General features: G+C 64.8%; 15 protein-coding genes. 10 read left to right on the top strand and 5 right to left on the bottom strand.

Annotated elements, in window-relative coordinates; translation table 11 throughout:
* The first annotated feature begins 46 nt into the window (after positions 1-46).
* From ACYOEI_RS35330 to ACYOEI_RS35285, 10 genes are all read left to right on the top strand, one after another.
* Positions 47-1123 carry an AAA family ATPase gene (locus ACYOEI_RS35330; protein WP_462854987.1) on the top strand — a complete coding sequence of 359 codons (1077 nt, stop codon included), beginning with the start codon at positions 47-49 and terminating at the stop codon, positions 1121-1123.
* Entirely contained in the window at positions 1080-1979 is a 900-nt protein-coding gene (locus tag ACYOEI_RS35325; RefSeq protein WP_462854985.1) for a DUF58 domain-containing protein, read from the top strand. The genes ACYOEI_RS35330 and ACYOEI_RS35325 overlap by 44 nt, the downstream gene beginning before the upstream one ends.
* A gap of 189 nt (positions 1980-2168) precedes the next feature.
* A complete protein-coding gene (locus ACYOEI_RS35320; protein ID WP_462854984.1) occupies positions 2169-4373 on the top strand; it encodes a BatA domain-containing protein in 2205 nt (734 codons plus the stop codon).
* A 12-nt stretch (positions 4374-4385) separates the two neighbouring features.
* A complete protein-coding gene (locus tag ACYOEI_RS35315; RefSeq protein ID WP_462854983.1) occupies positions 4386-6785 on the top strand; it encodes a VWA domain-containing protein in 2400 nt (799 codons plus the stop codon).
* A 50-nt stretch (positions 6786-6835) separates the two neighbouring features.
* On the top strand, positions 6836-10654 hold the full coding sequence (locus ACYOEI_RS35310) for a DUF4175 family protein (protein WP_462854981.1): 3819 nt from the start codon (positions 6836-6838) through the stop codon (positions 10652-10654).
* A 4-nt stretch (positions 10655-10658) separates the two neighbouring features.
* Positions 10659-11642, top strand: a complete 984-nt coding sequence (locus tag ACYOEI_RS35305; protein ID WP_462854980.1) for a hypothetical protein — start codon at positions 10659-10661, stop codon at positions 11640-11642.
* Between the two features lie 118 nt (positions 11643-11760).
* Entirely contained in the window at positions 11761-12759 is a 999-nt protein-coding gene (locus tag ACYOEI_RS35300) for a prenyltransferase/squalene oxidase repeat-containing protein (protein ID WP_462855042.1), read from the top strand.
* 103 nt (positions 12760-12862) lie between these two features.
* Positions 12863-13966 carry a prenyltransferase/squalene oxidase repeat-containing protein gene (locus tag ACYOEI_RS35295; protein WP_462854979.1) on the top strand — a complete coding sequence of 368 codons (1104 nt, stop codon included), beginning with the start codon at positions 12863-12865 and terminating at the stop codon, positions 13964-13966.
* A 19-nt stretch (positions 13967-13985) separates the two neighbouring features.
* Positions 13986-15242: an NPCBM/NEW2 domain-containing protein gene (locus tag ACYOEI_RS35290; RefSeq protein WP_462854978.1), complete on the top strand. Its 1257-nt coding sequence runs from the start codon at positions 13986-13988 to the stop codon at positions 15240-15242.
* A gap of 101 nt (positions 15243-15343) precedes the next feature.
* The gene (locus tag ACYOEI_RS35285; RefSeq protein ID WP_462854976.1) at positions 15344-16030 is read left to right on the top strand and encodes a sensor histidine kinase; all 687 of its coding nucleotides are present in this window, start codon (positions 15344-15346) and stop codon (positions 16028-16030) included.
* A 33-nt stretch (positions 16031-16063) separates the two neighbouring features.
* Here the strand turns inward: ACYOEI_RS35285 and ACYOEI_RS35280 are convergent, their stop codons facing one another.
* The 5 genes from ACYOEI_RS35280 to ACYOEI_RS35260 form a co-directional block, all read right to left on the bottom strand.
* The gene (locus tag ACYOEI_RS35280) at positions 16064-17209 is read right to left on the bottom strand and encodes a glycosyltransferase (protein WP_462854975.1); all 1146 of its coding nucleotides are present in this window, start codon (positions 17207-17209) and stop codon (positions 16064-16066) included.
* Between the two features lie 22 nt (positions 17210-17231).
* Complete coding sequence (locus tag ACYOEI_RS35275) at positions 17232-18086, bottom strand: lysophospholipid acyltransferase family protein (RefSeq protein ID WP_462854974.1); 855 nt, start codon at positions 18084-18086, stop codon at positions 17232-17234.
* An 8-nt stretch (positions 18087-18094) separates the two neighbouring features.
* The gene (locus ACYOEI_RS35270) at positions 18095-19687 is read right to left on the bottom strand and encodes a phytoene desaturase family protein (RefSeq protein ID WP_462854972.1); all 1593 of its coding nucleotides are present in this window, start codon (positions 19685-19687) and stop codon (positions 18095-18097) included.
* A 58-nt stretch (positions 19688-19745) separates the two neighbouring features.
* A complete protein-coding gene (crtI, locus tag ACYOEI_RS35265) occupies positions 19746-21305 on the bottom strand; it encodes a phytoene desaturase family protein (RefSeq protein WP_462854970.1) in 1560 nt (519 codons plus the stop codon).
* A 271-nt stretch (positions 21306-21576) separates the two neighbouring features.
* Positions 21577-22536: a sigma-70 family RNA polymerase sigma factor gene (locus tag ACYOEI_RS35260; protein ID WP_462854969.1), complete on the bottom strand. Its 960-nt coding sequence runs from the start codon at positions 22534-22536 to the stop codon at positions 21577-21579.
* Positions 22537-22580: the final 44 nt, after the last annotated feature.

The raw sequence follows: 22580 nt of genomic DNA, 5'->3' as shown, positions 1-22580 counted from the left end.
GGGATGTCCCGACTTCTTGACCCAGATCCAGCAAGGGAGGTCCCGCGTGAGCGACGAGTCGACGAATCCCCTCCAGGACAGCGACCTTGCGGCCGTCGAACGCCTCAAGGACGCGTTTGCCCGCCTGAAGGGTGAGATGGGCAAGATCATCGTGGGTCAGCAGGCCGTCCTCGAAGAGCTGCTCGTGGCGATTTTCGCCAGGGGGCATTGCCTCTTGATCGGGGTGCCGGGGCTGGCCAAGACCCTGATGATCCACACGCTGTCCGACGCACTCAACCTCTCGTACAACCGGATCCAGTTCACCCCGGACCTCATGCCGTCCGACATCACGGGCACCGAGGTGATCCAGGAAGACAAGGCGACGGGCGTCCGGCAGTTCAAGTTCCTCCGCGGGCCGATCTTCGCCAACATCGTGCTGGCCGACGAGATCAACCGGACGCCGCCGAAGACGCAGGCGGCCTTGCTCGAGGCGATGCAGGAACGCCAGGTGACGGTCGGCGGCGAACGCCACCGACTGCCCGACCCGTTCTTCGTCCTCGCGACCCAGAACCCGATCGAGCAGGAGGGGACGTATCCCCTCCCCGAAGCCCAGCTCGACCGGTTCATGTTCAACATCCTGGTCGACTACCCCGAGGAAGATGAAGAACTCGACATCGTCCGGCTCACGACTTCGACCCTGAAGCCGAACGTCACGAAGGTCCTCTCGGGCGCCGACATCCTCGAGCTCCAGGAGATCGTGCGTAAGGTCCCGGTCGCCGACCACGTCTCGCGATACGCCGTCCGACTCACCCGGATGACTCGGCGTGAGAAGCAGGAGGTCCCCGACTTCGTCCGGGATTACGTGAGTTGGGGGGCCGGCCCTCGCGCCAGCCAGTACCTCGTGCTCGCGGCGAAGGCCCGCGCCGTGCTCTATGGCCGCTACTACGTGTCGACGGAGGACATCCGTGCGGTCGCGGGCCCCGTGCTCAGGCACCGGATCATCACCAACTTCAACGCCGAGGCCGAGGGCCTGAAGCCCGACGACATCGTCCGGCGGCTCATCAAGGCGATCCCCGTCGACGAGCACGAGGCCGAGCAAAGTGGAAAACTCCCGAAAGTATTTAAATCCGCAAACGCTGGCTAGTCTCGAAGGCCTCGACCTCCAGGCCCGCCTGATCGTCGAGGGCTACGTCGCCGGCATGCACCCGAGCCCGTATCACGGCTTCTCGGTCGAGTTCGCCGAGCACCGAGAGTACGTCCCGGGCGACGACATCCGGCACGTCGACTGGAAGGTCTGGTCGAAGACCGACAAGCTCTACCTCAAGCAGTATGAGGAGGAGACGAACCTCCTCCTGTATCTGCTCGTCGACACGAGCGAGTCGATGAAGTATGCCTCGGGTGAAAATGTTTCGAAACTCCAGTATGCGCAGTTCGTCGCGGCGTCGCTGGGCTACATGGTCCTCCAGCAGCAGGACTCGGTCGGCCTCGCCCTCTTCGACGACATGGTCCGCCGCTACCTCAAGCCGGCCGGCCAGCCGTCGCATCTCAAAGAATTGATTCATGTGATGGACACGACCCCCGCCCGACAGAAGTCGGACATGGGGGTGGTCTTCCACGACCTGGCGGAGCGGTTCAAGAAGCGGGGCATCGTGGCGATCTTCTCCGACTTCTTCGACGAGGTGCCGAGGATCGTGGCTGGGCTCAAGCACCTCCGCCACCGTCGCCACGAGGTCATCGTCTTCCACATCCTCGACCCGGCCGAGATCGAGTTTCCGTTCCGGGACACGACGCTCTTCAAAGGACTCGAAGGGATGCCCGACGTGCTCACCGAGCCGCACGCGCTGCGAAAGGCTTATCAGAAAGAGCTGGGCGAGTATCTCGGCGAGATGAAACGGAGTTGTCAGGCGATCGACGTCGACTATGTCCCCCTCCGGACCGACCACGACCTCGACGGGGCCCTCACCAGTTACCTGGCCGCCCGCGCCACCAGGACGCGTTGAGCCCACGGGGCCCTCGGGGCGATTGGAGGACGCGGTGCCGAAGAGACTAGGGATCCGTTAGACTGACGATAACGAAGTCGGCGGCCGAACCTCGGGGGGTGTTCCGAACTTTCCGCACCCCCGACGACCGTGGAGTTGAAGTGAGTCGGGGCGGGACCGCCCCATGACCGGCGTGTTGAGGAGACGACGTTGCCGATCCCGATCGTGCTGGCCCTGAGCTTCGCGAATCCCGCCCTCCTCTGGGGGCTCGCCGCCGCGTCGATCCCGCTGGTCATCCATCTTCTCAATCGGCGCAAGTTCCGCGAGCACGAGTGGGCCGCCATGCGGTTCCTCCTCGCCGCGATGCAAAAGAACTCGCGGCGGATCCGCGTCGAGCACTGGCTTCTGCTCGCGATCCGCACCCTGCTCGTCATCCTGGTCGTCTCGGCGATGGCGCGGCCGTTCCTCGAGAGCCTTGGGGCCTTGCCGATGCTCGCGGGACGACGGACGCACCACGTCCTCGTCCTCGACGGTTCGCTGAGCATGGGTTACACCTCGGGCGACTCCACACGATTCGCTCAGGCCAAGGCACTTGCCGCCCAACTCGTCAAAGACATGAGGCGAGGCGACGCCGTCAGCGTGGTCGTCATGGGCGACCCTCCTCGGATCGTCATCGGCGACCCGTCGCCCAACCATGCCGAAGTCCTCAAGGAGATCGAGCCGCTAATCCTCCCGCATGGCGGCACGGACCTGACGGCGACCTTTGCCGCCATCGACCGCGTCCTGGAAACCTCGCCGTTGCCCCAGAAGGAAGTGGTCTTCCTGACCGACCTCCAGTCGGCGAGCTGGCGGAAGTCCGAGGGGGGGGCGGACGAGGGCCTGAAACGGGCGTTGGCCAGGATCGAGGGCCGCAAGGCAAGGTCGGTCGTCATCGACCTCGGCAAGGCCGGGGGCGAGAATCGGGCGGTCACCGATCTCCGGCTCGAACCGCCGCTCGTGACGGTCGGGTCGTCGACCGTCGTCCGCGCGACGGTCCACAACTTCGGGCCGAACAAGGTCGAGGGGGCGAGCGTCCGGCTGATCGTCGACGGCAAGCTCGGGCCGCCCGAGACCGTCGACTTGCCCGTGGGAGAAGATGTCCTGGTCCCGTTCCTCCGCTCGTTCGACACCGCCGGGGATCACCTCGTCGAGGTCCAGATCGATGACGACCCGCTGAAGCTCGACAACCGGCGCTGGCAGTCCGTCCCCGTCCGCGAGTACGTGAACGTGCTCCTCGTCGACGGGAACCCCAAAGCGGAGCCGTTCCAGTCCGAAACCGACTTCCTCGTCCAGGCGATCAGCCCCGCGGCCGACTCCGACGGCTCACCCTCGCCGATTCGCAGCGAGGTCGTCTCCGAGTCGCAACTGGGCCAGCGCAGCCTGTCCGCCTACGACGCGGTCGTCCTCTGCAACATCGCCCAGTTCACCCCCGCCGAGGTGACCGCCCTCGACGACTATCTTAAACAAGGAGGGGGGATCGTCGCGTTCGGCGGCGACCAGGTCGTCGGCGAGAACTACAACCGCCTCCTCTTCGCCGACGGCAAGGGAATCCTCCCGGCGGCGATCGGCCCGAACGTCGGCGACGCGTCGAAACGTCAGTCGTCGTTCGGCTTCGACCCCCTCAAGTATGTTCACCCGATCGTCGCCGACTTCGGGGGCGAGTCGGAGCCGGTGCGCGCGAGCTTGATCGGTGCGGGGACGTACCAGTTCCACCGCCTGGAATTGCCCAAGGGGTCGACCGCGAAGGTGGCCCTCGCATTTGACAACGGCGACCCCGCCGTGATCGAAGCCCCTCGACATCGGGGGAAAGTCATCCAGGTCGCCACGTCGGCCGACCGAGGCTGGACGACCTGGCCCACCCACCAGAGTTATCCGCCGGTCATGGAGAAGATCATCCTCGAGGCGGCCTCCGGCCGGCTCTCCGAGCGGAACGTCCGCGTCGGACAACCGCTCGACCAGCCGCTCGTCGGCTCGACGGTCGCGTCCGCCGTCTCGGTCTCGACCCCGGACGGGCGGACCCTTCCCGCGAAGCTCCAGGCCGAAGGGGCGGTGAACCTCGCCCACTTCGAGGAGACCGAACTGTCCGGCCCATACCATCTGAAGGCCGGCCCGCCGACCGCCCTCGAGAGCCTCTTCGCGGTCAACCCCGACCCCGCCGAGAGCGACCCGGCGAAGCTCGACCGGGCGACCCTGGCGGACGCAATCCCTGGGTGGAAGTTTGCTTACTTGACCAACTGGAAAGAGCTGTCGAGCGACGCCGGCTCGGTGACCCGCCGGGGCGAGCTCCACCGCTCCCTGCTGTACGGAGTCCTGGTCCTCCTGCTCGTCGAGTCGACTCTGGCCTGGTACTTCGGACACCATGCCAATACCGCGTGAGGGATGCCGGACGTGTTGGATTGGCTCCTGATTCACATCGCGGACCGATTGGGCGTCGAGCCGGCTCGAGCCGGCGAGGCGATCGTTCCTCGGATCCGCTTCGAACAGCCCTGGCCCCAGGCGGTCACACTCCTCGTCGTCCTCGGGAGCGTGGGGCTGGTCGTCTGGCTCTACCGACGCGAGGGCTCCGCCCCACGATGGTATCGGATGGGACTGGCCGCGCTCCGGATCTCCTTGATCCTGCTCGCCGTCTTCATGCTCTCCGAAGCCGTGCTCTCGGTCGAACGGACCGGGTTACCCTACTTCGTCGTCATGTTGGACGACTCGGCCAGCGGGCAGGTCGTCGACCAGTACGCCGACCCGAAGACGAAAAAGTCGCTCTCCGAGTTGACCAAATCCCCCGAGCCGAACCGCTTCGGCGTGGCTCGTTCGCTCCTCGAACAGGACAAGGCGAGGCTCCTTCGCGAGCTCCAGAAGCAGAACAAGGTCCGGCTCTATCTCGTCTCCTCCACGTCGCGGATGCTCGCCGAGCTCGACAAGCCCGAGGATCTGGAACCGGCGCTGGAGGCCCTGGCCAAGGTCGCGCCGACCGGCGGCCAGTCGCGGCTGGGGGCGGGGGTCAGGCAAGTGCTGACCGAGCTCCGAGGGGTCCCCCCTTCGGCGATCGTCCTCCTCAGCGACGGGCAGACCACGGACGGCGAAAGCCTCGAGAAGGCGGCCGAGTTCGCCGCCCGCAAAGGGGTGCCGATCTTCACCGTCGGCCTGGGCAGTCCGGAACCCGCACGCGACCTCGAGCTGACCGAACTGATGGTCGACGAGGTGGTCTTCGTCGACGACCTCGTGCGATTCCAGGCCAAATTGCTGTCGCGCGGCTTTGCCGGGCAAGAGGCGGTGATCCACCTCAAGGAACGCGACAAGGCCTCGAGCGACCCCAACGCCACGCGTGAGATCGAGGCGATTCGCGTCCCCGCGCCCGTCGACGGGCAACCGAAACGGATCGAGATCGCCCACCGCCCGAAGAAGACCGGCGACGTAACCTACCTCCTGGAGGTCGAGCCCCGCCCTCGAGAGCTCCAGGTCGACAACAACCGGCTCGAGCGGACCGTCAACGTCCGCAAGGAGAAGCTCAAGGTCCTCCTCGTCGACGGCGAGCCGCGCTACGAGTACCGCTATCTGAAGAACTACCTCGAGCGCGAGGAGACGATCGACCTGAACGTGGTCCTGCTCTCCTCGGACCCCGAGTACAACGAACAGGACCGGTACGCACTCCCCACGTTCCCCGCGGCCAAGGACGACCTGTTCCACTACGACGTGGTGCTGTTGGGCGACGCCGACCCGAGCTTCCTGAGTGCGTCGCAGATGCAGAACCTCGCGGCGTTCGTGACGGAGAAAGGAGGTGGGATCCTCTTCCTCGCTGGCGAGAACTTCAACCCGCTCGGTTACAAGGCGACCCCGCTCGAGATGCTCCTCCCGATCGAGCTGGGAGACGCCCGCAACCCGACGGCCGTCGGCACGTCGGTCAACGCGTTCCGGCCGGAGCTGACCGCGGAAGGGCGGTCGAGCCCGATCTTCCGGTTCGGCGACGACGAGGCCTCGAGCCTCCAGATCTGGCAGAACCTCCCCGAGCTCTTCTGGTACCTCGAAGCCCCGCGGAAGAAGCCCGCGGCCCAGGTCTTGGCGGAGCACCCGACGGTGATCGGCTCGGACGGGAAGCTGCCCGTGTTCCTGTATCAGTTCGTCGGTGCCGGCAAGTCGATGTTCAACGCCGTCGACGACACCTGGCGCTGGCGGTTCCGCGTCGGTGACCGGTACTTCGGCCGATTCTGGATCCAGAGCCTCCGGTTCCTCGCCCGGACCAAGCTGCTCGGCCAGAAGCCGGCGGAGATCGAGACCGATCGGCGTCGATATCAGCGAAGCCAGCCGATCCAAATTCGCGTCCGGTTCCCGAACCCCGGGATCGCCCCGGCGAACGGCGAGGTCAATGTCCAGGTCGAGCGCAAGGGACAAACCCCTCGCCGTTTGACATTGCGGCCGGCGTCGGGGAGCCGGAACGTCTTCGAGGGGGCTCTCCCCCCGGCGTCCGAAGGGGAGTACGAGGTCCGTCTCCTACCTCCTCCCGTCCTTGACAAGGCCATCCCCGTGGCGACGTTCCGGGTCGATCCCCCCGCCGGAGAGATGGAGCGGGTCCAGATGAACGAACCCGAGCTGCTCCGGGCCGCCACGCTGACCTCCGGGAAGTTTTATACGGCGGACGCCGCGTCGACGCTCCTCAAGGACCTTCCCAAGCCCCAGAAGGTCCCCCTCGACACCGACCCGCCGATCCCGCTCTGGAACACCTGGCCGATCCTGGCCATCTTCCTCACCCTGCTCGTGCTGGAGTGGGTTTTGAGGAAGCGTAAGCAAATGGTATAATTATCGTTAGAATCGCGAGAACTTGCCGGCGACCAGGCGGGAGGCCCGTGATGCAACCCAGTCCCCTCGAAACGCGGCTTGCCAGACTTCGTGCGCAGGTCCGCCGCCTGATGGCGCTTCACGGCCTGGGGCTCATGACCGGCATCCTCTTGCCGATCGTCGTCCTCCTCGGCCTGGCCGACTGGCTGGTCCATCTCGACACCTTCGTCCGGCTCATCGCCCTGCTGGCGCTCGTCGGTTACGCGGGGTGGCTGCTCTTCCGCCACGTCGCGACTCCGCTCTTCGTCAGGTTCGCCGACCTCGACATCGCGCTCCGGATCGAGCAACGATGGCCGGGCCTGAACGACCGGCTGGCCAGCACGGTGCAGTTCCTCCGAGTCGCGCCCGACGACGACCGATTCGGATCCCCGGCCTTCCGCGAGGCGACGATCCGGCAGACGCTCGAGGAGACACAGGGGATCGACTTCCGTCAGGTGATCGAGCCCTGGCCCGTCGTGAAGATCGTGGGCCTTGCAGCGGCCATGGTGACGCTCGGGCTGGGGGTGGTCGTGGCGGCCCCCAACTCGAGCTCGATCGCCGTCCGTCGACTCTTCTTCCCGTTCGGCTCGGCCCGTTGGCCGCAGGCAACCCACCTCGCGCTCATCGATCGCGAGACACCCAGGAAGGTGGCGAAGGGCGACCCGTTCACGGTCGGAGTCTCGGTCGCGAAAGGCGAACGAGTCCCCGCCTCGGCCCGGGTCACCTACCGCTTCAACGACGGCGAGACCGCGAGTGAGCCACTTGGAGTCGTCGAAGGGGGGATCTTCCGGGGCCGGCTCGAGTCGGTCGACCGAGGCTTCACGTTCTCGATTGCGGGGGGCGACGACTCGACGTCGATCACCAACGTCCCGGTGAAGGTTGTCCCCCCCCCGGCCGTCAAGGAGTTGACCATCCGGCTCGTTCCGCCGTCGTATACCGGTCAGGAGGCCCAAACGCTGGCGCCGGGGGTGACCCAGATCAAGGCGGTCGACGGGACTCGGATCGAGCTGTCCGCCCTGGCGAACAAGCCGATCGAGTCGGCCTCGCTCCAAATGGGCGAGTCGCCCGCCAGGCCGGGGATCGCCTTCGATAAGGGCCGGACGAGGTTGTCGGCCCAGTTCACCGCGTCCCAGTCGTTCCCCTTCTGGTTCTCGCTCCGGGATACCGAAGGGTTCTCCAGCCGGGAAGCCGTGCGCTACGAACTCCGGTCGGCCCGAGACGAGGCGCCTCGGGTCGTCATCGACGAACCGGACAACGACCGCGACGTCCCCGCCCAGGCCAAGGTCCCGGTCACATTCACCGTGGACGATGACTTCGGGATCCATTCCGCGAGCCTGCTCTATCAGGTCGCTGTGGGCGGCTCGGAACCGACGAGCGTCGTGGTCCTTCCTCTTTGGGATTCCAAGGGGCAGCCCCGAGAGCGGTCGGTCAAACATCAGCGGGTTCGTCATACCTGGGATCTCGCCCCCCTCAAGTTGACGCCCGGTTCCATCATCACGTTCCACGCCGAGGCAAAGGACTTCGACGACCTCAAGGGGCCGAATCTCGGGAGGAGCCGTGAGCTTCGATTCCGGATCGTCTCCGACGAGGAGGCCAACCGTCAGCTCGACGACATCCGTCGCGAGATCCGTGAAGAGACCGCGCGGATTCTCGCCGTCCAGAAACAGGCCCAGACGCCCGTCGAGGAGGCGATCCGCACCCTTTCCCAGACCGACAAGCTCGCGAAGCCCGAACGCGAGAATCTCAAGGATGCCGAGATGATCCAGCGGCAAGTCGAGTCGCGGATCAATAACAAGGCCGACGGGCTGGACCGGAAGGTTCAGAAGTTCCTCGACGACATGCGGGACTTCAAACTCGCCAATCCCGAGGCCCAGGCGCAGATGGAGCAGATGCGCGCCGGCGTCGATAGGATTCGTCAGAAACATCTCAGCCCCGCGGAGCAAGGGCTGGTGCATGCGTCGAAGAACCTGGACGAGGCCGAGGCCGGCGAGGCTTCGAAGCCGCAAGACGACGCGGCCGAGGCGAAGGCCGAACGAGATGACGACGCCCGGCCCGACCGCCCCTCTGGGAAATCCGACGCAGGGAAGGCTGCCAAAGCGACCGCCAAAGGCTCCGAAGGATCGAAGTCTGCTGATGAGTCCAAGGCGGCGTCGAAAACGGAGAGTGATCAGCCGAAGACTCCGGGCGAGGACGCTCCGGGCGGCGAACCGAAACCCAAGGAGGCTGGTAAGAAAGCCGCCGATCGCCCGAAGCCTTCGCCCGAGACGAAAGCCGGATTCACCGAGGCCGCACGCAAATCGCTGGCGCAGAGCAAGGCGAGCCAGCAAGAGATCGCCGACGAACTTCAGAAGATGCTCGACGGGCTCGGCGAATTCGAGACGTATCGCGGGGTCGTCAAGGATGCCCAGAACCTGCTCAAGGAGCAGGAGCAGGCCATGAAGCAGGCCGACGAGACGGCGGAAAAGCCCGATCTCATGGGAAAATCCACCCTGGAGCTGACCCCCGAGCAGAAGGCCGACCTCGCGAACCTCGCCGCTCGGCAGACCAACGTCGCCAAAGGACTCCAGGGCCTCCAGGAGCGGATGGAAGAGATGGCCAAGCGTGTCGGCGAGTCCGACCCGCTGGCCGCCTCAGCCCTCAAGGAATCGGCCGAGCAGAGTCGCAAGCAAGGGACTTCTGCCAAGATGGGCGAGGCCTCGGACCGGATCGAGAAAAACCAGATGGGCCAGGCCCGGGCTGCCCAGGAGCAGGCCCGGCGTGATCTCAAAGAGATGATCGACTCGATCCAGAACAGGCGCGAGCGCGAGCTCTCCCACCTCGTCAAGGAGCTCAAGGCCGCCGAGGCCGAGCTCGGGGCCCTCCGCCAACGTCAGACGGAGAATCTCAAGAAGACGCAGGAGGCCAAGAAGAACCCCGACGCCAAGCAACGCGCCGACCAGTTGAAGAAACTCGCCAAGGAGCAGGAGCAGATCCAGGAGGAGCTCAAGAAGCAGCTCAAACGCCTGCGTAAGCTCAACGCCGAAGGGGCCGCCCAGGCCGGGGATAAAGCGGCCGGTAAGATGAGCAAGGCGCAAGAGGATCTGGACCAGGATCAGGGCGACGAGGCCGGGAAGGAACAGGAAGAGGCCCTGGCCGACCTGGAAGACGCCGAGGAAGAGGTCCGCGAAGCCCGTAAGGAGAAGGAAGAACAGCTTGCGGCCGAGCAGATACTCAAGATGGGCGAGCAACTCAAGTCGCTCGCCGAGCGCCAGGAGAAGATGGTCAACGACATCTCCGGTTACGACAAGCTCCGGTCCGATGCGAAGGGCAAGCTCACCATGGCCCAGCGCACCGGCGTCCGCAACCTCGGCCAGGTCCAGGCCGGCCTGAAGGATGAGACCGGGGAACTCGTCGAGAAATTGGAGGGGGCCCCCGTCTTCGCGCTCACCCTCAAGCGGGCGACGGACGCCATGGAGACCACGGCCCAACGTTTGCAGACCATGAAAACCGACGACGAGACCCAGCGTGCGGCCCGAGCCGCCGCGAACCGATTCAAGCAACTGATCGATTCGCTCAAGCCCGACAAGCCCAACGGTGGCGGTGGCCAGCAGCAAGGGGGCGGCGATCAAGGGGGTGGATCCGGAGGGGGCGACGGCGACGGCATCCCTCCCACCGCACAGATTAAGATTCTTAAATCTCTTCAAGAAGAGATCAACGAGCGCACCGACTTCTACGACGAGCTCCGACGCAGGAAGAAAGCACTCGAACCTGCGCAGACCGCCGAGCTCGAGCGTCTCGAGACCGACCAGGGAACCCTCGCCGACCTCGCGAGAGACATGACCCGACCCAAGAAAGACGATGGGGAGGACTGATCCGATGCCGATCATCCGCATTCCGAGCCCGACGGCCTGGCCCGCCTTGGCCGTCGCCCTGTCGCTGGCCTGGGCGTCGATGGCGGTCGCCCAGGACGGCGGTAAGCCGAAGGACGACGCCCTCGACAGCCGCCTCGAGAAGCTCGACGACACCAAGACGCCCGTTGATACGAAGTCGACCGACGACTCGAAGGCACCCCAATCCGGGGCAGCCGATGAGAAGTCCGTCCCGGCCGACAAGTCCGAGCGCAAGTCCGAGCCTTCGACTGGTCCCGCAGGAGAGGGGGAGAAGGCCTCGGGCGAGGTGGCGCCAAAGGACAAGGACCTGGATAGTCTCCTCGAAAAGCTCGGCGAAACCCCCGACGCCCCGTCCCCCGACGATCGTCCCAAAGGCGGGCAGGGGCCCGGCGAGTCTCCGCCCATGCCGGGCGAATCGAAACCGGATGAGCTCTCGGGGAAGTCGAAGGACCTGGATGAACACCTCGAAGAACTCACCGGTCGGAAACCCAAGAAGAAGAAGGACGGTGACGGGGACGGTGAGGGGAAAGGACCGCTCTCCGACATCATCAAGCAGATGCGCGAGATCGAGGAGCGGCTCGGCAAGCCCGACACAGGGGAAGAGACCCGGAAGAAGCAAGCCGAGGTCGTCAAGAAGTTCGATACCCTCATCGAACAGGTCCGGCAATCCTCGAGTCAGTCGCAGAGCAAGAAGAAATCGATGTCGATGAAGTCGGGCAGCCAACCCGGTTCCAAGCCGGGATCCGAAAACCCGGGGGCGATGGCCCGAGGCGCGCCGAATACCAAGCCGCTCAAGCCGAACGAGAAGCGGTCGACGGCCGGGGGCAAGGACGAGTGGGGACATCTCCCCGCCGATCTCCGCCAGGAACTTGAAAATATTTTCAAGGAAGAGGCTCTTTCGAGCCGGTCCGACCTCGTCCGTCGCTACTTCCTCTCATTGTCGAAGAAGAGCGACGGCCGTGATCACTGATGTGGTCCGGGTGCCCCGGCCTCCTCTCATCGGGACGGTGGGCCCGCTCCTCGCGGCGGGCCTCGTCCTGGGGCTCGCCTTCCCGACGGAGGGCCAGGCCCAGAGGGGCGAGAAGGTCATCAAGAGGGAGGCCGGATTTGGCGACCCTCGAAACGGCGACGTGCCGGAGGGGGCGGCCGAGCTCATCACGCCCGAGACCGAACGGGCGATCGACAACGGCCTCGCCTGGCTCGCCCGCTCCCAGAACGCCGACGGCTCGTTCGGTAACGGCACCTACCGCGGTAACATCGCCGTCACCAGCCTCGCGGGGCTGGCGTTCATGGCGTCGGGGTCGAGCCCCGGTCGAGGCCCGTACGGCCCGCACGTGGACAAGGCCTTGCTCTACGTGATGGAGAATACCTCTCCCTCGGGCTTCATCGCCGTCGCCGCCGCCTCGACGCACGGGCCGATGTACTCGCACGGGTTCGGCACCCTCTTTTTGGCCGAGGCGTACGGGATGACCCGTCGCCCTGAGATCCGCGAGAAGCTGCAGAAGGCCGTGCATCTGATCATCGACACGCAGAACAACGAGGGGGGGTGGCGTTATCAGCCGGTGCGTCGCGACGCGGACCTCTCGGTGACGATCTGCCAGATCAACGCCCTTCGCGCGGCGAGGAACGCGGGCCTGTTCGTGCCGAAGGAGACGGTGGAGAACTGCATCCGGTACGTGAAGCAGTCGCAGAACCCGGACGGCGGCTTCCGATACATGCTTCAGGGCGGAACGAGTGCGTTCCCACGGTCGGCGGCGGGGGTGGTGGCGCTCTATAGTGCGGCGGTCTACGACGCCAAAGAGGTCGAGTCCGGGATCTCCTACTTGAAGCAGTGGATGCCGGAGATCAAGTTGGGGAGCCGTTACAGCCACTATTTCTATGGCCACTACTACGCGGCCCAGGCGATGTGGATCCGAGGCGGGGATGACTGGAACGCCTGGTATCCGGCCATCCGCGACGAGCTCGTCAAGCGACAGACGGCGGCCTCGGGGCTCTGGGCCGACAGCATCTGCAACGAATACGGGACGGCGATGGCCCTGATCATCCTCCAGATGCCGAACAACTTCCTCCCGATCTTCCAACGTTGAACGGCCCCTCGCTTTCGTTTTCAATCGGGGGGACACTAGGCTCGGCTCGTCGTCGGGATCCTCTATCTTTTCGCAGGGGACTCGGGTTCCCACGGAGTGTTGCATGAGTTCCGAGGATTTCCGAAGGTCGAGCGACGGCTTGCGAATCGCCCTGGCCATCGGCGTGTTCTTCCTGAGCCTGGCCCGGTCGGCGAGCGGCCTGAGTCAGGACAAGGTGAGGGAAGGGGCCTTCGGCGAGCCGAGGAGGGGAGATGTCCCCGACGGGGCTCCCGATCAGATGACGCCCGAGACCGAACGGGCGATCGGCAGCGGCCTCGCCTGGCTTGCGCAGGCTCAGAACGCCGACGGTTCCTACGGCAGCGGCGTCTACCGCGGGAATATCGCGATCACCAGCCTCGCGGGGCTGGCGTTCATGGCGTCGGGGTCGAGCCCCGGCCGAGGCCCGTACGGCCCGCAGGTTGACAAGGCGTTGCTGTACGTCATGGAGAATACCTCTCCCTCGGGCTTCATCGCCGTGCAGGGTTCTTCGACCAACGGGCCGATGTATTCTCATGGTTGGGGGGCGTTATTCCTCGCCGAGGCGTACGGGATGACGCGACGGCCCGAGATTCGCGAGAAACTTCAAAAGGCCGTGCATCTGATCGTCGACACGCAGAACAATGAGGGGGGCTGGCGCTACCAACCCGTGCGTCGCGACGCGGACCTCTCGGTGACGATCTGCCAGATCAACGCCCTCCGCGCGGCGAGGAACGCGGGCCTGTTCGTGCCGAAGGAGACGGTGGAGAACTGCATCCGGTACGTGAAGCAGTCGCAGAACCCGGACGGCGGCTTCCGATACATGCTTCAGGGGGGGCCGAGCGCGTTCCCCCGATCGGCGGCGGGGGTGGTGGCGCTCTATAGTGCGGCGGTGTATGACGCCAAGGAAGTGGAGGCCGGGATTACGTATCTCCGGCAATTCTCCCCCGGGAATAAACAAAATCCCCCGCTGCATTTCTTCTACGGTCATTACTATGCGATCCAGGCGATGTGGATCCGAGGCGGGGACGATTGGAATGCCTGGTATCCGGCGATCCGTGACGAACTCATTCGCCGACAGTCCAACACCGCGGGATTCTGGGCGGACAGCGTCGGCAAGGAATACGGGACGGCGATGGCCCTGATCATCCTCCAGATGCCCAACTGCTTCCTCCCGATCTTCCAGCGCTGAGCGAAATGCGAGAGGACCGATGAGCGGACGCACTCCGAGAAAACGACCGAATCCCTGGTTGAGCGTCGTCGTGCTGGGACTGCTCCCCTTGGCGACGAGGGCCGACGAGCCCGTCCCCGCGGGTGGGACGATCGCATCCGACCCCCTATTCACCGCGCTTTCGATCGACGGGGCGACGGTTTCCGGCCGGATCCGACAGATCAGTCCCGAAGGCGACGTGACCTTGGTCCCCGCCGATGGGCCCGAGAAGTCGGTCGCCTTCGGCAAGCTGATCAAACTGACTCGCGAAGGGATGCCTCCCCCATTCCCTTCGGGAGGCTCGTTGGTGCTCTTCCCCGGCGGCGACCGACTCCAGCGCACAGTCATTGGGGCGGCGTCGGAGACCACGCTCAACATCCACCCGTACGCCTTGGGCAACCTCGCGGTCCCGCTCGAGAGTCTCCTCGGACTCGTGCTGACCCCGCCCGACGAAACCGAAGCCCTGGAGAACCTCGTCTCCCGCATCCGCGGCGAACCGCGCACGTCGGAAGTCCTCTGGCTGGCCAACGGCGATCGGGTCACGGGTGGGTTGCTCGGCCTCGACGATAAGAAAGTGAAATTCCAGTCGGGCAATGGACCCATCGCGCTAGACCGTCCCGGCGTGCTTGGGTTAGGATTCGATCCGACGCTCGTCGTTTACCCTGAAGCTCCAGGCGCTACTTTCGAGCTGACGATGGCCGACGGCTCGAGGCTTAGCGTGTCGAACGCGAAGATCGAGCAGGGCCAGGTCGTCGCGACGACTCGGTTCAATGTCGCGATCCGAGTGGCCTTGTCCGACCTCGTGCGCGCCCATACGAGGTCGAGCACCGTCGCCTACCTGTCGGATCGGGACGCCTCAGCCACCCAGTATGTCGGTTACGTGGGGCCGACCCGGCCCTATCGCCGCGACCTCTCGGTCGACGGCCACCCGCTCCGACTTGGCGGACAGACCTACGATCGTGGGCTGGGTACGCAGAGCCGGACGCTCCTCGCCTATCGCCTCGCACCCGGAGATCTCCGATTCCAGGCGACTGTGGGGCTCGACGAGAGCGCCGGGCCGCTCGGCAGTGTCGTCTTCCGAGTGCTCCTCGACGGCCGAGAGAAATTCGCCACCCCGCCGATGGCGGTGAACGATGTCCCCAAGTCGATCGATGTCGACGTCAAAGGGGGCAAAGTCTTGATCCTCGTGACCGAATTCGGCGACCGTGGAGAGGTCCGCGACTTCGCGGATTGGATCGAGGCCCGGCTCATCCGCTGAAATCGGCCGGGACGGCGGAGACCGTCTGCTCTTCGTTTCCCTTTGAAGCTCAAGAATCGCTGGGTGAGATCATGCCCGAGAATGCCAGTGGCGAGTCAACCGTGCAGCTTAACAACCTCGGCCACCTCTCGGCAGGCGTCGGTCATCATGTGATCAATGCTTTTAGCGCAATCGTGAGCAACGCCGAACTGCTGCGGATCAAGCCGGCGGTCCCCGGCCTATTCGATCCGGCCTCCCTCGCCGACACGATCATCAACACGGCGCTGGAGGCGGCGACGGTCGCCCGTCGGCTCATCGACTATACGCGCCCGGTGACCTCGATCGAGCCCGACCGAGTCGGCGAGTCCCCGATCGCCCTCGAACAACTTGCCCAGCAGATCGTGGACGAGCAGAATCAGGGAGCCTACCCGGGTATCAAGTGGATCACCGAGCTGGCCCCGGTTCCCCCGATCCTCGGTCATGTTGGGCAACTCCGTGGGATGCTCGGCCACCTCGTTCGTAACGCGTCCGAGGCGATGCCCAAGGCTGAGGGGACGATCTGGGTCTCGACCTCCACCGACTCGAGGGGATGGGTCGTCCTGGAACTTCGCGACTCCGGCCAGGGGATGGAGAGCGAGACCCTCGTCCGCGCGGTCGAGCCGTTCTTCGGCACCAAGCCGGGTCGGCTGGGCGTGGGGCTGAGCATCGCCAACGGCATCTGGCGCCGGCACCGCGGAACGCTTTCGCTCAAGAGCCAGCCCGGCGAGGGCACCCTGGTCCGCTTGTGCGTCGAGCCGTATCCCTCCTGAACGAGTCTCTCTTTGGCCAGGCCTGGATGCTCGTCAGGCGGCGCTCCGATCCCCCAAGGCCGGTCGGGCCCTCCCTTTCCAACTCACCGGACGTCCCACGGCCTTTCGAACCAAGGCCGTCCACTGGATCGCGAGCAGCACCGTGATCCCGATAGGGTGCAAGAATGCGCCCAGGCTCGACTGTCGGAATCGGCGAACGCCCGCGAGTCGTGGCAGATAGGTCGCGACGAATGCCGCGATCAGGATCGCGAGTTGGACGCGCGAGAGCGCGAGAGCAAACAACAGCAACAATGAAGGCATGACCTGCCCACCGAGCAGGAGGATCGTGGCCGGCACGATCATCGACGGGGCCGCGAGAGCCTCGGTTGCGTTCTTCGACAGACCGGTCCAAAGGTCGGATGCGTTTTGATACATCCGACATGACGCGACTTCGGTGGCATCGAAGAGGTCCGTCCGCAACCCTGCTGTGCGATACACCCGAGGGAGTTTGAGGCCGTCGTGGAAGGTCGAGCGGATCGAGGCATGCCCTCCCGCCTGCTCATACGACGACGCCTTCGTGACGAAGAGCTGGCCGCAACCGGCCGCGAGACTCGGGGACCGATTCTTCCTCATTCTTCGGATCGGTAAGAAGCCCAGCAGGATGAAATGGATCAGAGGAATGACAAGTTGTTCGGTCAAGCCGACCGTGATCTGGCGAGGAACGCCGCTGATCAGATCTGCGCCCGACGCGTCGAGGACGACGATCATCCGTCCGAGGCCATCGGGGGCGAGTCGGACGTCGGCGTCGAGGAAGACCAGGATTGGGCGCGTCGCGAGCCGGGCGAGGACCGCGCAGGCGTGCGGCTTGCCGCTCCACCCCGCCGGTAGCTCGGGCGCTTCGACCAGGCGAACGCGAGGGTCTCGGACGGCATAGGATCGGACGATTGCGGCGGTCGCGTCGCGTGAATGGTCGTCGAGCACGATCAACTCGAGGTCCACCCCATGACTCTCGAGGATCGACTCTATCGCTGCGCCGATCGTACGTTCCTCGTCACGGGCCGGAATCAACACCGAGACGGACGGCGGCAAAGGTCTCGAGGGGCCTGCGGGGGGCGAGCGATACTCCTTGAGGTTCGCCAGGAAAAGGACCGCCGGCAGGAAGGCAAGCCCACAGACGATGAGGCACAAGGCTGTCAGCATGTTGGTCGATCTCGATCCGTGGTCATGGCTCGGTGCGTTCTCCATGCTCGGCAGCGAATCGTCGCCCTCTCAGGGCTGCCCGAGTCCGTCTCCAGAAATCGTAGATGCCACCAATCCCCGCACGTCCCTCGAGCTTGGTCTCGAATCGGGAGGGGTCGCGGCTCATCGCGTCGCGCGCGAGCTCGACCTGGACGGTTTCCAGGGCCCTTTCGAGTCGAGTGGTCCAGTCCCGCGGCGATGTTTCCCGGCTTCCTCCCAGCTCGATGGGGGTGCCGAACCGTGCGAGTACCTCGGGCGTTCGCTCTTGCCAAAACGCATATTCAAGGGCTAGGGGGAGCACGACGCCTCGACCGACCCGATGGACAAGGTAGCCGATCCCGGGTTTGAATCGGGTCGGACGTGCGCGAGGGTCGACGAACCGCCCCTGAGGTGTGACCCACAGAACATGGCGACTGTCGTCGAGGATCGCAAGCCCACGTCTGAGTAAGGTCCGTGCCCCTTGCGGAGAGTTGGGTTCGATCCCGAAGAACCCGAGTCGCTCCAGGACGGGGTACTTGGCGAGCCCGGCCGAATCGATGGGTGCGAAGTGGCGCGTCGTCTCCGGCCAGGCTTCCGAGAGTACGAGCCCGATCAAGGGATCCCACCAGGACGGATGATTCAGGACGACGATGATCGGGCCTCCGAGCCGCGCGTCGGGCCGAAATCCTTCGACCGAAAGCCGAATCGCATGAAAATGTTTCGAAACGTATCGTCTTGAGTAGTTGCGAAAATGGCGAAAGAGCCAGCTCGAGCGGGCGGGGATCTGACCCGGCACGGCCGAGCTTGGTGGATTGGCCGATGGAGAAGACCCAGGACCTTCGGGACGCGAGTTGATCATCGCCAAACTCAGGGTTCCACCATCGATCGTTCGGGCTCGACCCGTCCATCAGCTCGACGAGGCCCGACTCGCTCGACCACCGCATCAAGGTCGAGTGAATCGGCGGCGATCCAACCCGACATCAGGACCATCGGCATCCCGGGGCCGGGATGGGCGGCTCCTCCCGCGAGGTAGAGCCGACCGACGTCAGGGCTTCGGTTCGCCGGCTTGAAGGCCCCATTGAGGCGGCCGTGGCTCGCAAGGCCGTAGATCGCCCCGTCGAGGACCCGGTAACGCTGGTGGATGTCCAGCGGAGTCAGGCGATGCTCGGAGACGATTCGATCCTCGATGTCGACGAGCCTGGCCGTCCGCTTGAGCTTGTCGAGGATCACTCGGCGGTACTCGGGCCACACTCGTGTCCAGTCATGCCCGGGGCGAAGGTAGGGTGTGTGAACCAGAACATAAAGCGCTTCGCCGCCGTCCGGCGCCACCTCCGGCTCGGTTCGGGCCGGGGCACATACGTAACACGTCGGATCGGGCGCGAGGGACCCCACCCGGTAGATCGCCTCGAACTCGTGTACCGGGTCGTCCGAAAAAACAAAATTGTGATGGAGGAGGTGTTCATATCCACGATCGAGGCCCAGATAGAGCACCACTCCCGAACAGGCCGGCTCATAGGTCCGGCGGCGGTCAAACCGTTTCGCCGCTTTGCTACCCGCGAGCAACTCGCGGTGCGTCCGGACCGAGTCCGCGTTCGAGACGATGGCGGCAAGCGGGATGCGTTCGCCGGCCGATGTCACCACCCCGTCGACGTCGCCGTGTTCGTCGAGGAGGATCGAGCCGATACGGGTATTCGAGCGCAACTCGACGCCGAGCTCTTCGGCCAATTGCGTGAGGGCGACAGGCACGGCCCTGGTACCACCCCTGGGGTACCAGACACCCTCGCCCACCTGCATGTGCGCGATGCCGCAGAGGACGGCGGGCGAGGACTCGGGCGACGATCCCACGTACTGGGTGAAGTGGTCGAGCATTTGAGAGACGCGTGCATCGGGCATGAACGAGCGGACCGTCCCGGCCACGCTCTTCCACGGCCGCATCTCGAGCAAGTCCGCGAGCATCCCCGGCTGGAAGGAGTGCTTGACGTTGAACATATCACGGAGTGAACCGACCGAACGGTCGAAGAAGAAACGATTCGAAATGTCGTTCAACTTCTGCGCCATCGCGAGAAAATTGCGATAGCCGGAGTCCGCCCCGGTGCCGGGCGCGAAGCTTGTGAGGGTCTCGGCCATCCGATCGACGTCGGCGAGGAGGTCGAGGGTCGAGCCATCCTCGAAGAAGCATCGCCACTGCGGGTCGAGCCGGATCAGCTCGACGTAGTCCGCGAGGTCTCGTCCCGCCTCCGCGAAGACGCGTTGGAGGATCCGAGGCATCAGGAGGATCGTCGGCCCCATGTCGAACCGGAATCCATCCGACTCGAGGACCTGGGCCTTACCGCCGAAGTTTTCATTCGCCTCGAAGAGGACGACTTCGTATCCTCGGGCGGCCAGGGTGCATGCGGCCGACAGGCCCCCGAGCCCGCCTCCGATCACGCCGACACGTCCCCTTCGCAATCCCTTCGCCATCTCGAGAATCTCCTTCGAACTCGTGCTCGCCGATCTCTCGAATTCGTCGATGCGAAGCTTACGTCGCCCCCAGGAGGTCGCGGACCTCGGGTCGAGGCATTGTCGACGGGGCATCGATCCGTTCGACCTCAAGGCCGAGGTCCTGTGCGAGGAGTCGCGACGTGATCCGCGCCCCTTCGAAGATCACGGGTAGTCCGCTCCCGGGGTGGGTCCCTCCGCCGACGAGATACACACTCTCGAGGTCCTCGAAGCGATTGCGAGGTCGGAGGTGCAACATTTGCCGGAGGTTATGGGCCAGGTTGAACGTCGCACCCAGGTGGATTTCATAGGACCGGTCCCAGTCGGTCGGCGTGACCACTCGTTCGAAGCGAACACGCGACTCGACGTCCTCGAGTCCGAGTTTTCGGAGTTGTCGGAACGCCAGGCTGCGAAATCGGTCACGCTCTCGTCCCCAGTCGACATTCGGGTGCTGGTGCGTGACCGGGACCAAGACGTAGAGCGTACTCATTCCGGGCGGGGCAAGCGACGGGTCAACGGCACACGGGTTCTGAACATAAAAGGAAGGATCTTCGGACAGCACGTGCCTGTCCTCGATATCGAGGAGGTTCTTCCGGTAGTCGTTCGCGAGGTAGATTGTGTGGTGGGCGAGGTGATCGTATCGACCCTCGATTCCCAGATACATCATGAACGTCGAGCACGAGAATCGCTTCTTCACGATCCGGCGGTCGGTCCAACGTCGACGGAGCCGGTCGGGAATCAGGCGATGCATCGCCCTGGCGAAGTCGGCGTTGATCACGACCGCGTCGGCCTGATGGGTCCCCGAGGTCGAGCGGATGCCGGCAGCTTTTCGGCCGTCGAAGAGGATTTCCTCGACGTCGTCCTCGAGGGAAATCTCAACCCCGAGATCCTCGGCAACCCCGGCCATCGCCCGGGTCACCGCCCCGCAACCGCCGACGGGATGATAGACGCCATACTCGTACTCGATGAACGAGAGGATCGAGAAGAGACTCGGGCAGTTGAACGGGGACATGCCGAGATATTTGGACTGAAAGGTCATCGCAAGCCGGATCCGCTCGTCGGAGAAGTAGCGTCGGAGTTCTCCGTCGAGAGATCGCCAGGGGCGGAGAAGCGGGAGCATCCTCATCAGCTCGGGCGAGCACAAGTCGCCCCAGCGCAGAAATGGCGTCTGGAGGACCTTTCGGAATTGGTCCATCTTCGTCCGGTTGTCGTCGAGGAATCGGCGGAATCGGCCGGCGTCCTCAACGGAGAATCTGGAGATCTCCCGCTCCATCCTCGCGATGTCGGGCGTGGCGTCCAACTCGCCGCCCCCTTCGCCGAAGACGAGGCGATATTGCGGGTCGAGGCGGATGAGCTCGACCTCGTCGCGGAGATTCCGACCGACGGTGGCGAAGATTTCCTCGAGGACGCGAGGATACAGGAAGAAGGTCGGGCCCAGGTCGAACGAGAACCCATCGCCGACCAACGTCGACGTCCTGCCCCCGACGACCGGGAGCCTCTCGAGGACCTTGACCTTGGCCCCCGCCTTCGCCAAAAGGATCGCGCTGGCCAGGCCTCCCGGGCCCGCCCCGATCACGATCACCCGGTTGGATCTTGCCATATTGCGGACTCCCTTGCGCCTGTTGGCATCACTTCTCAGCGAGAACGTACCCATGTGCACTTCGTCGGCGCACACTCCGGACTCGGCACCCATCGAGGGACGTCGAATCGATTCGGCGGACGTAGGATGGCGCGTCGCGAGGTGACCGCTTTCGTGACCCTGACCCTGATTAAAACTATTAAAAAAATTAAAAAATTTAAATTATGGGTGATATCGAGTTATCAAATTTTTGGGAATTTTCTCTTCCCTTTGATGTATAGCAGAACCCGACTCAGGCGAACAGGAGCTCCCGGGCCGCCTTCTCCTCGGGGGCATTCCGGAGTTTCACGAAGGCGCGAGTCTGGATCTGTCGGACTCGTTCCTTGGAGATCTTCAGGAGTCGACCGACCTGGCTGAGCGACATCTCGGGTTCTCCAACGAGGCCGAACCGGAGCGAGAGGACTTCACGCTCTCGGGGCTGGAGATGTTGGAGGAGTCGTGAGACGGTATCGTCGATCTCGCGATCCAGGGAAGGGTCGGATCCCGCCGTGCTCAGTTGGTGGATGAGCGAGGATGACGATCGCCCGTAAGAATTCGCATCCAGAGAGTCGGTCGGCCGGGTCGCGGTGAGGATCCGGTGGATGATCTCCGGCGAGGGGACGGACGAACCTTCGGGGGCGGTCCCGTAAGCGATCGCCGATCCCGTCGCGTCGAGCATCCCCTGATTCTGGGCGAGCATCCGGAGGTGCCGAGGGCTGAGTCGGACGGCGTAGGCCCCGGTTGCCACGGCCTGTTGGATCGCCTGACGAATCCACCACGTGGCGTATGTCGAGAGCTTCGTCTCGCGGTCGACCTCGAAGCGGTCGATGGCCTCGAGGAGCCCGCAGAAACCTTCCTGAATGAGATCGGCGTGAGAGACGCCGTGGTCCCGATACCGCTTAGCGACATGGGCGACCAGGCGGACATTGCCGAGGGCGATCCGGCCTCGGATCTCGCTGTAGCACCGAAACGCCGCGGTGAAGCGTCCCCCGTCCTTGCCCGCCAACACCATCGACGTCGGGGAATCATGGGCCGACCGACTCGTTGCGAAGGCGTCGCGAACGTCTCGGCCCAGCAACCCCGCGATCCGCCTCTTGGAGTCGGCGAGGGCGACGAGCAGATCATGTTCCTCTCTCGAGGTGAGCCGACGACCGCCGAGGCCGTCAAGCTTCGGGATCGGGTCCGCGACTCGAACTCCCGTGGTGATCGCCATGACATCCTCCCATTTCTGGTCGGGCCGGCGAGCCTGGATCGGGC

It is taken from the genome of Singulisphaera rosea, assembly GCF_054877945.1.
This window is presented reverse-complemented; position numbering and strand designations above follow the sequence as displayed.

Bases quoted from the DNA above. Each gene is read 5' to 3' on its own strand.
- ACYOEI_RS35310 (WP_462854981.1), top strand. From the start codon at position 6,836: ATGCAACCCAGTCCCCTCGAAACGCGGCTTGCCAGACTTCGTGCGCAG.
- ACYOEI_RS35305 (WP_462854980.1), top strand. From the start codon at position 10,659: ATGCCGATCATCCGCATTCCGAGCCCGACGGCCTGGCCCGCCTTGGCC.
- ACYOEI_RS35295 (WP_462854979.1), top strand. From the start codon at position 12,863: ATGAGTTCCGAGGATTTCCGAAGGTCGAGCGACGGCTTGCGAATCGCC.
- ACYOEI_RS35290 (WP_462854978.1), top strand. From the start codon at position 13,986: ATGAGCGGACGCACTCCGAGAAAACGACCGAATCCCTGGTTGAGCGTC.
- ACYOEI_RS35280 (WP_462854975.1), bottom strand. From the start codon at position 17,209: ATGCTGACAGCCTTGTGCCTCATCGTCTGTGGGCTTGCCTTCCTGCCG.
- ACYOEI_RS35275 (WP_462854974.1), bottom strand. From the start codon at position 18,086: ATGATCAACTCGCGTCCCGAAGGTCCTGGGTCTTCTCCATCGGCCAAT.
- ACYOEI_RS35270 (WP_462854972.1), bottom strand. From the start codon at position 19,687: ATGGCGAAGGGATTGCGAAGGGGACGTGTCGGCGTGATCGGAGGCGGG.
- crtI (WP_462854970.1), bottom strand. From the start codon at position 21,305: ATGGCAAGATCCAACCGGGTGATCGTGATCGGGGCGGGCCCGGGAGGC.
- ACYOEI_RS35260 (WP_462854969.1), bottom strand. From the start codon at position 22,536: ATGGCGATCACCACGGGAGTTCGAGTCGCGGACCCGATCCCGAAGCTT.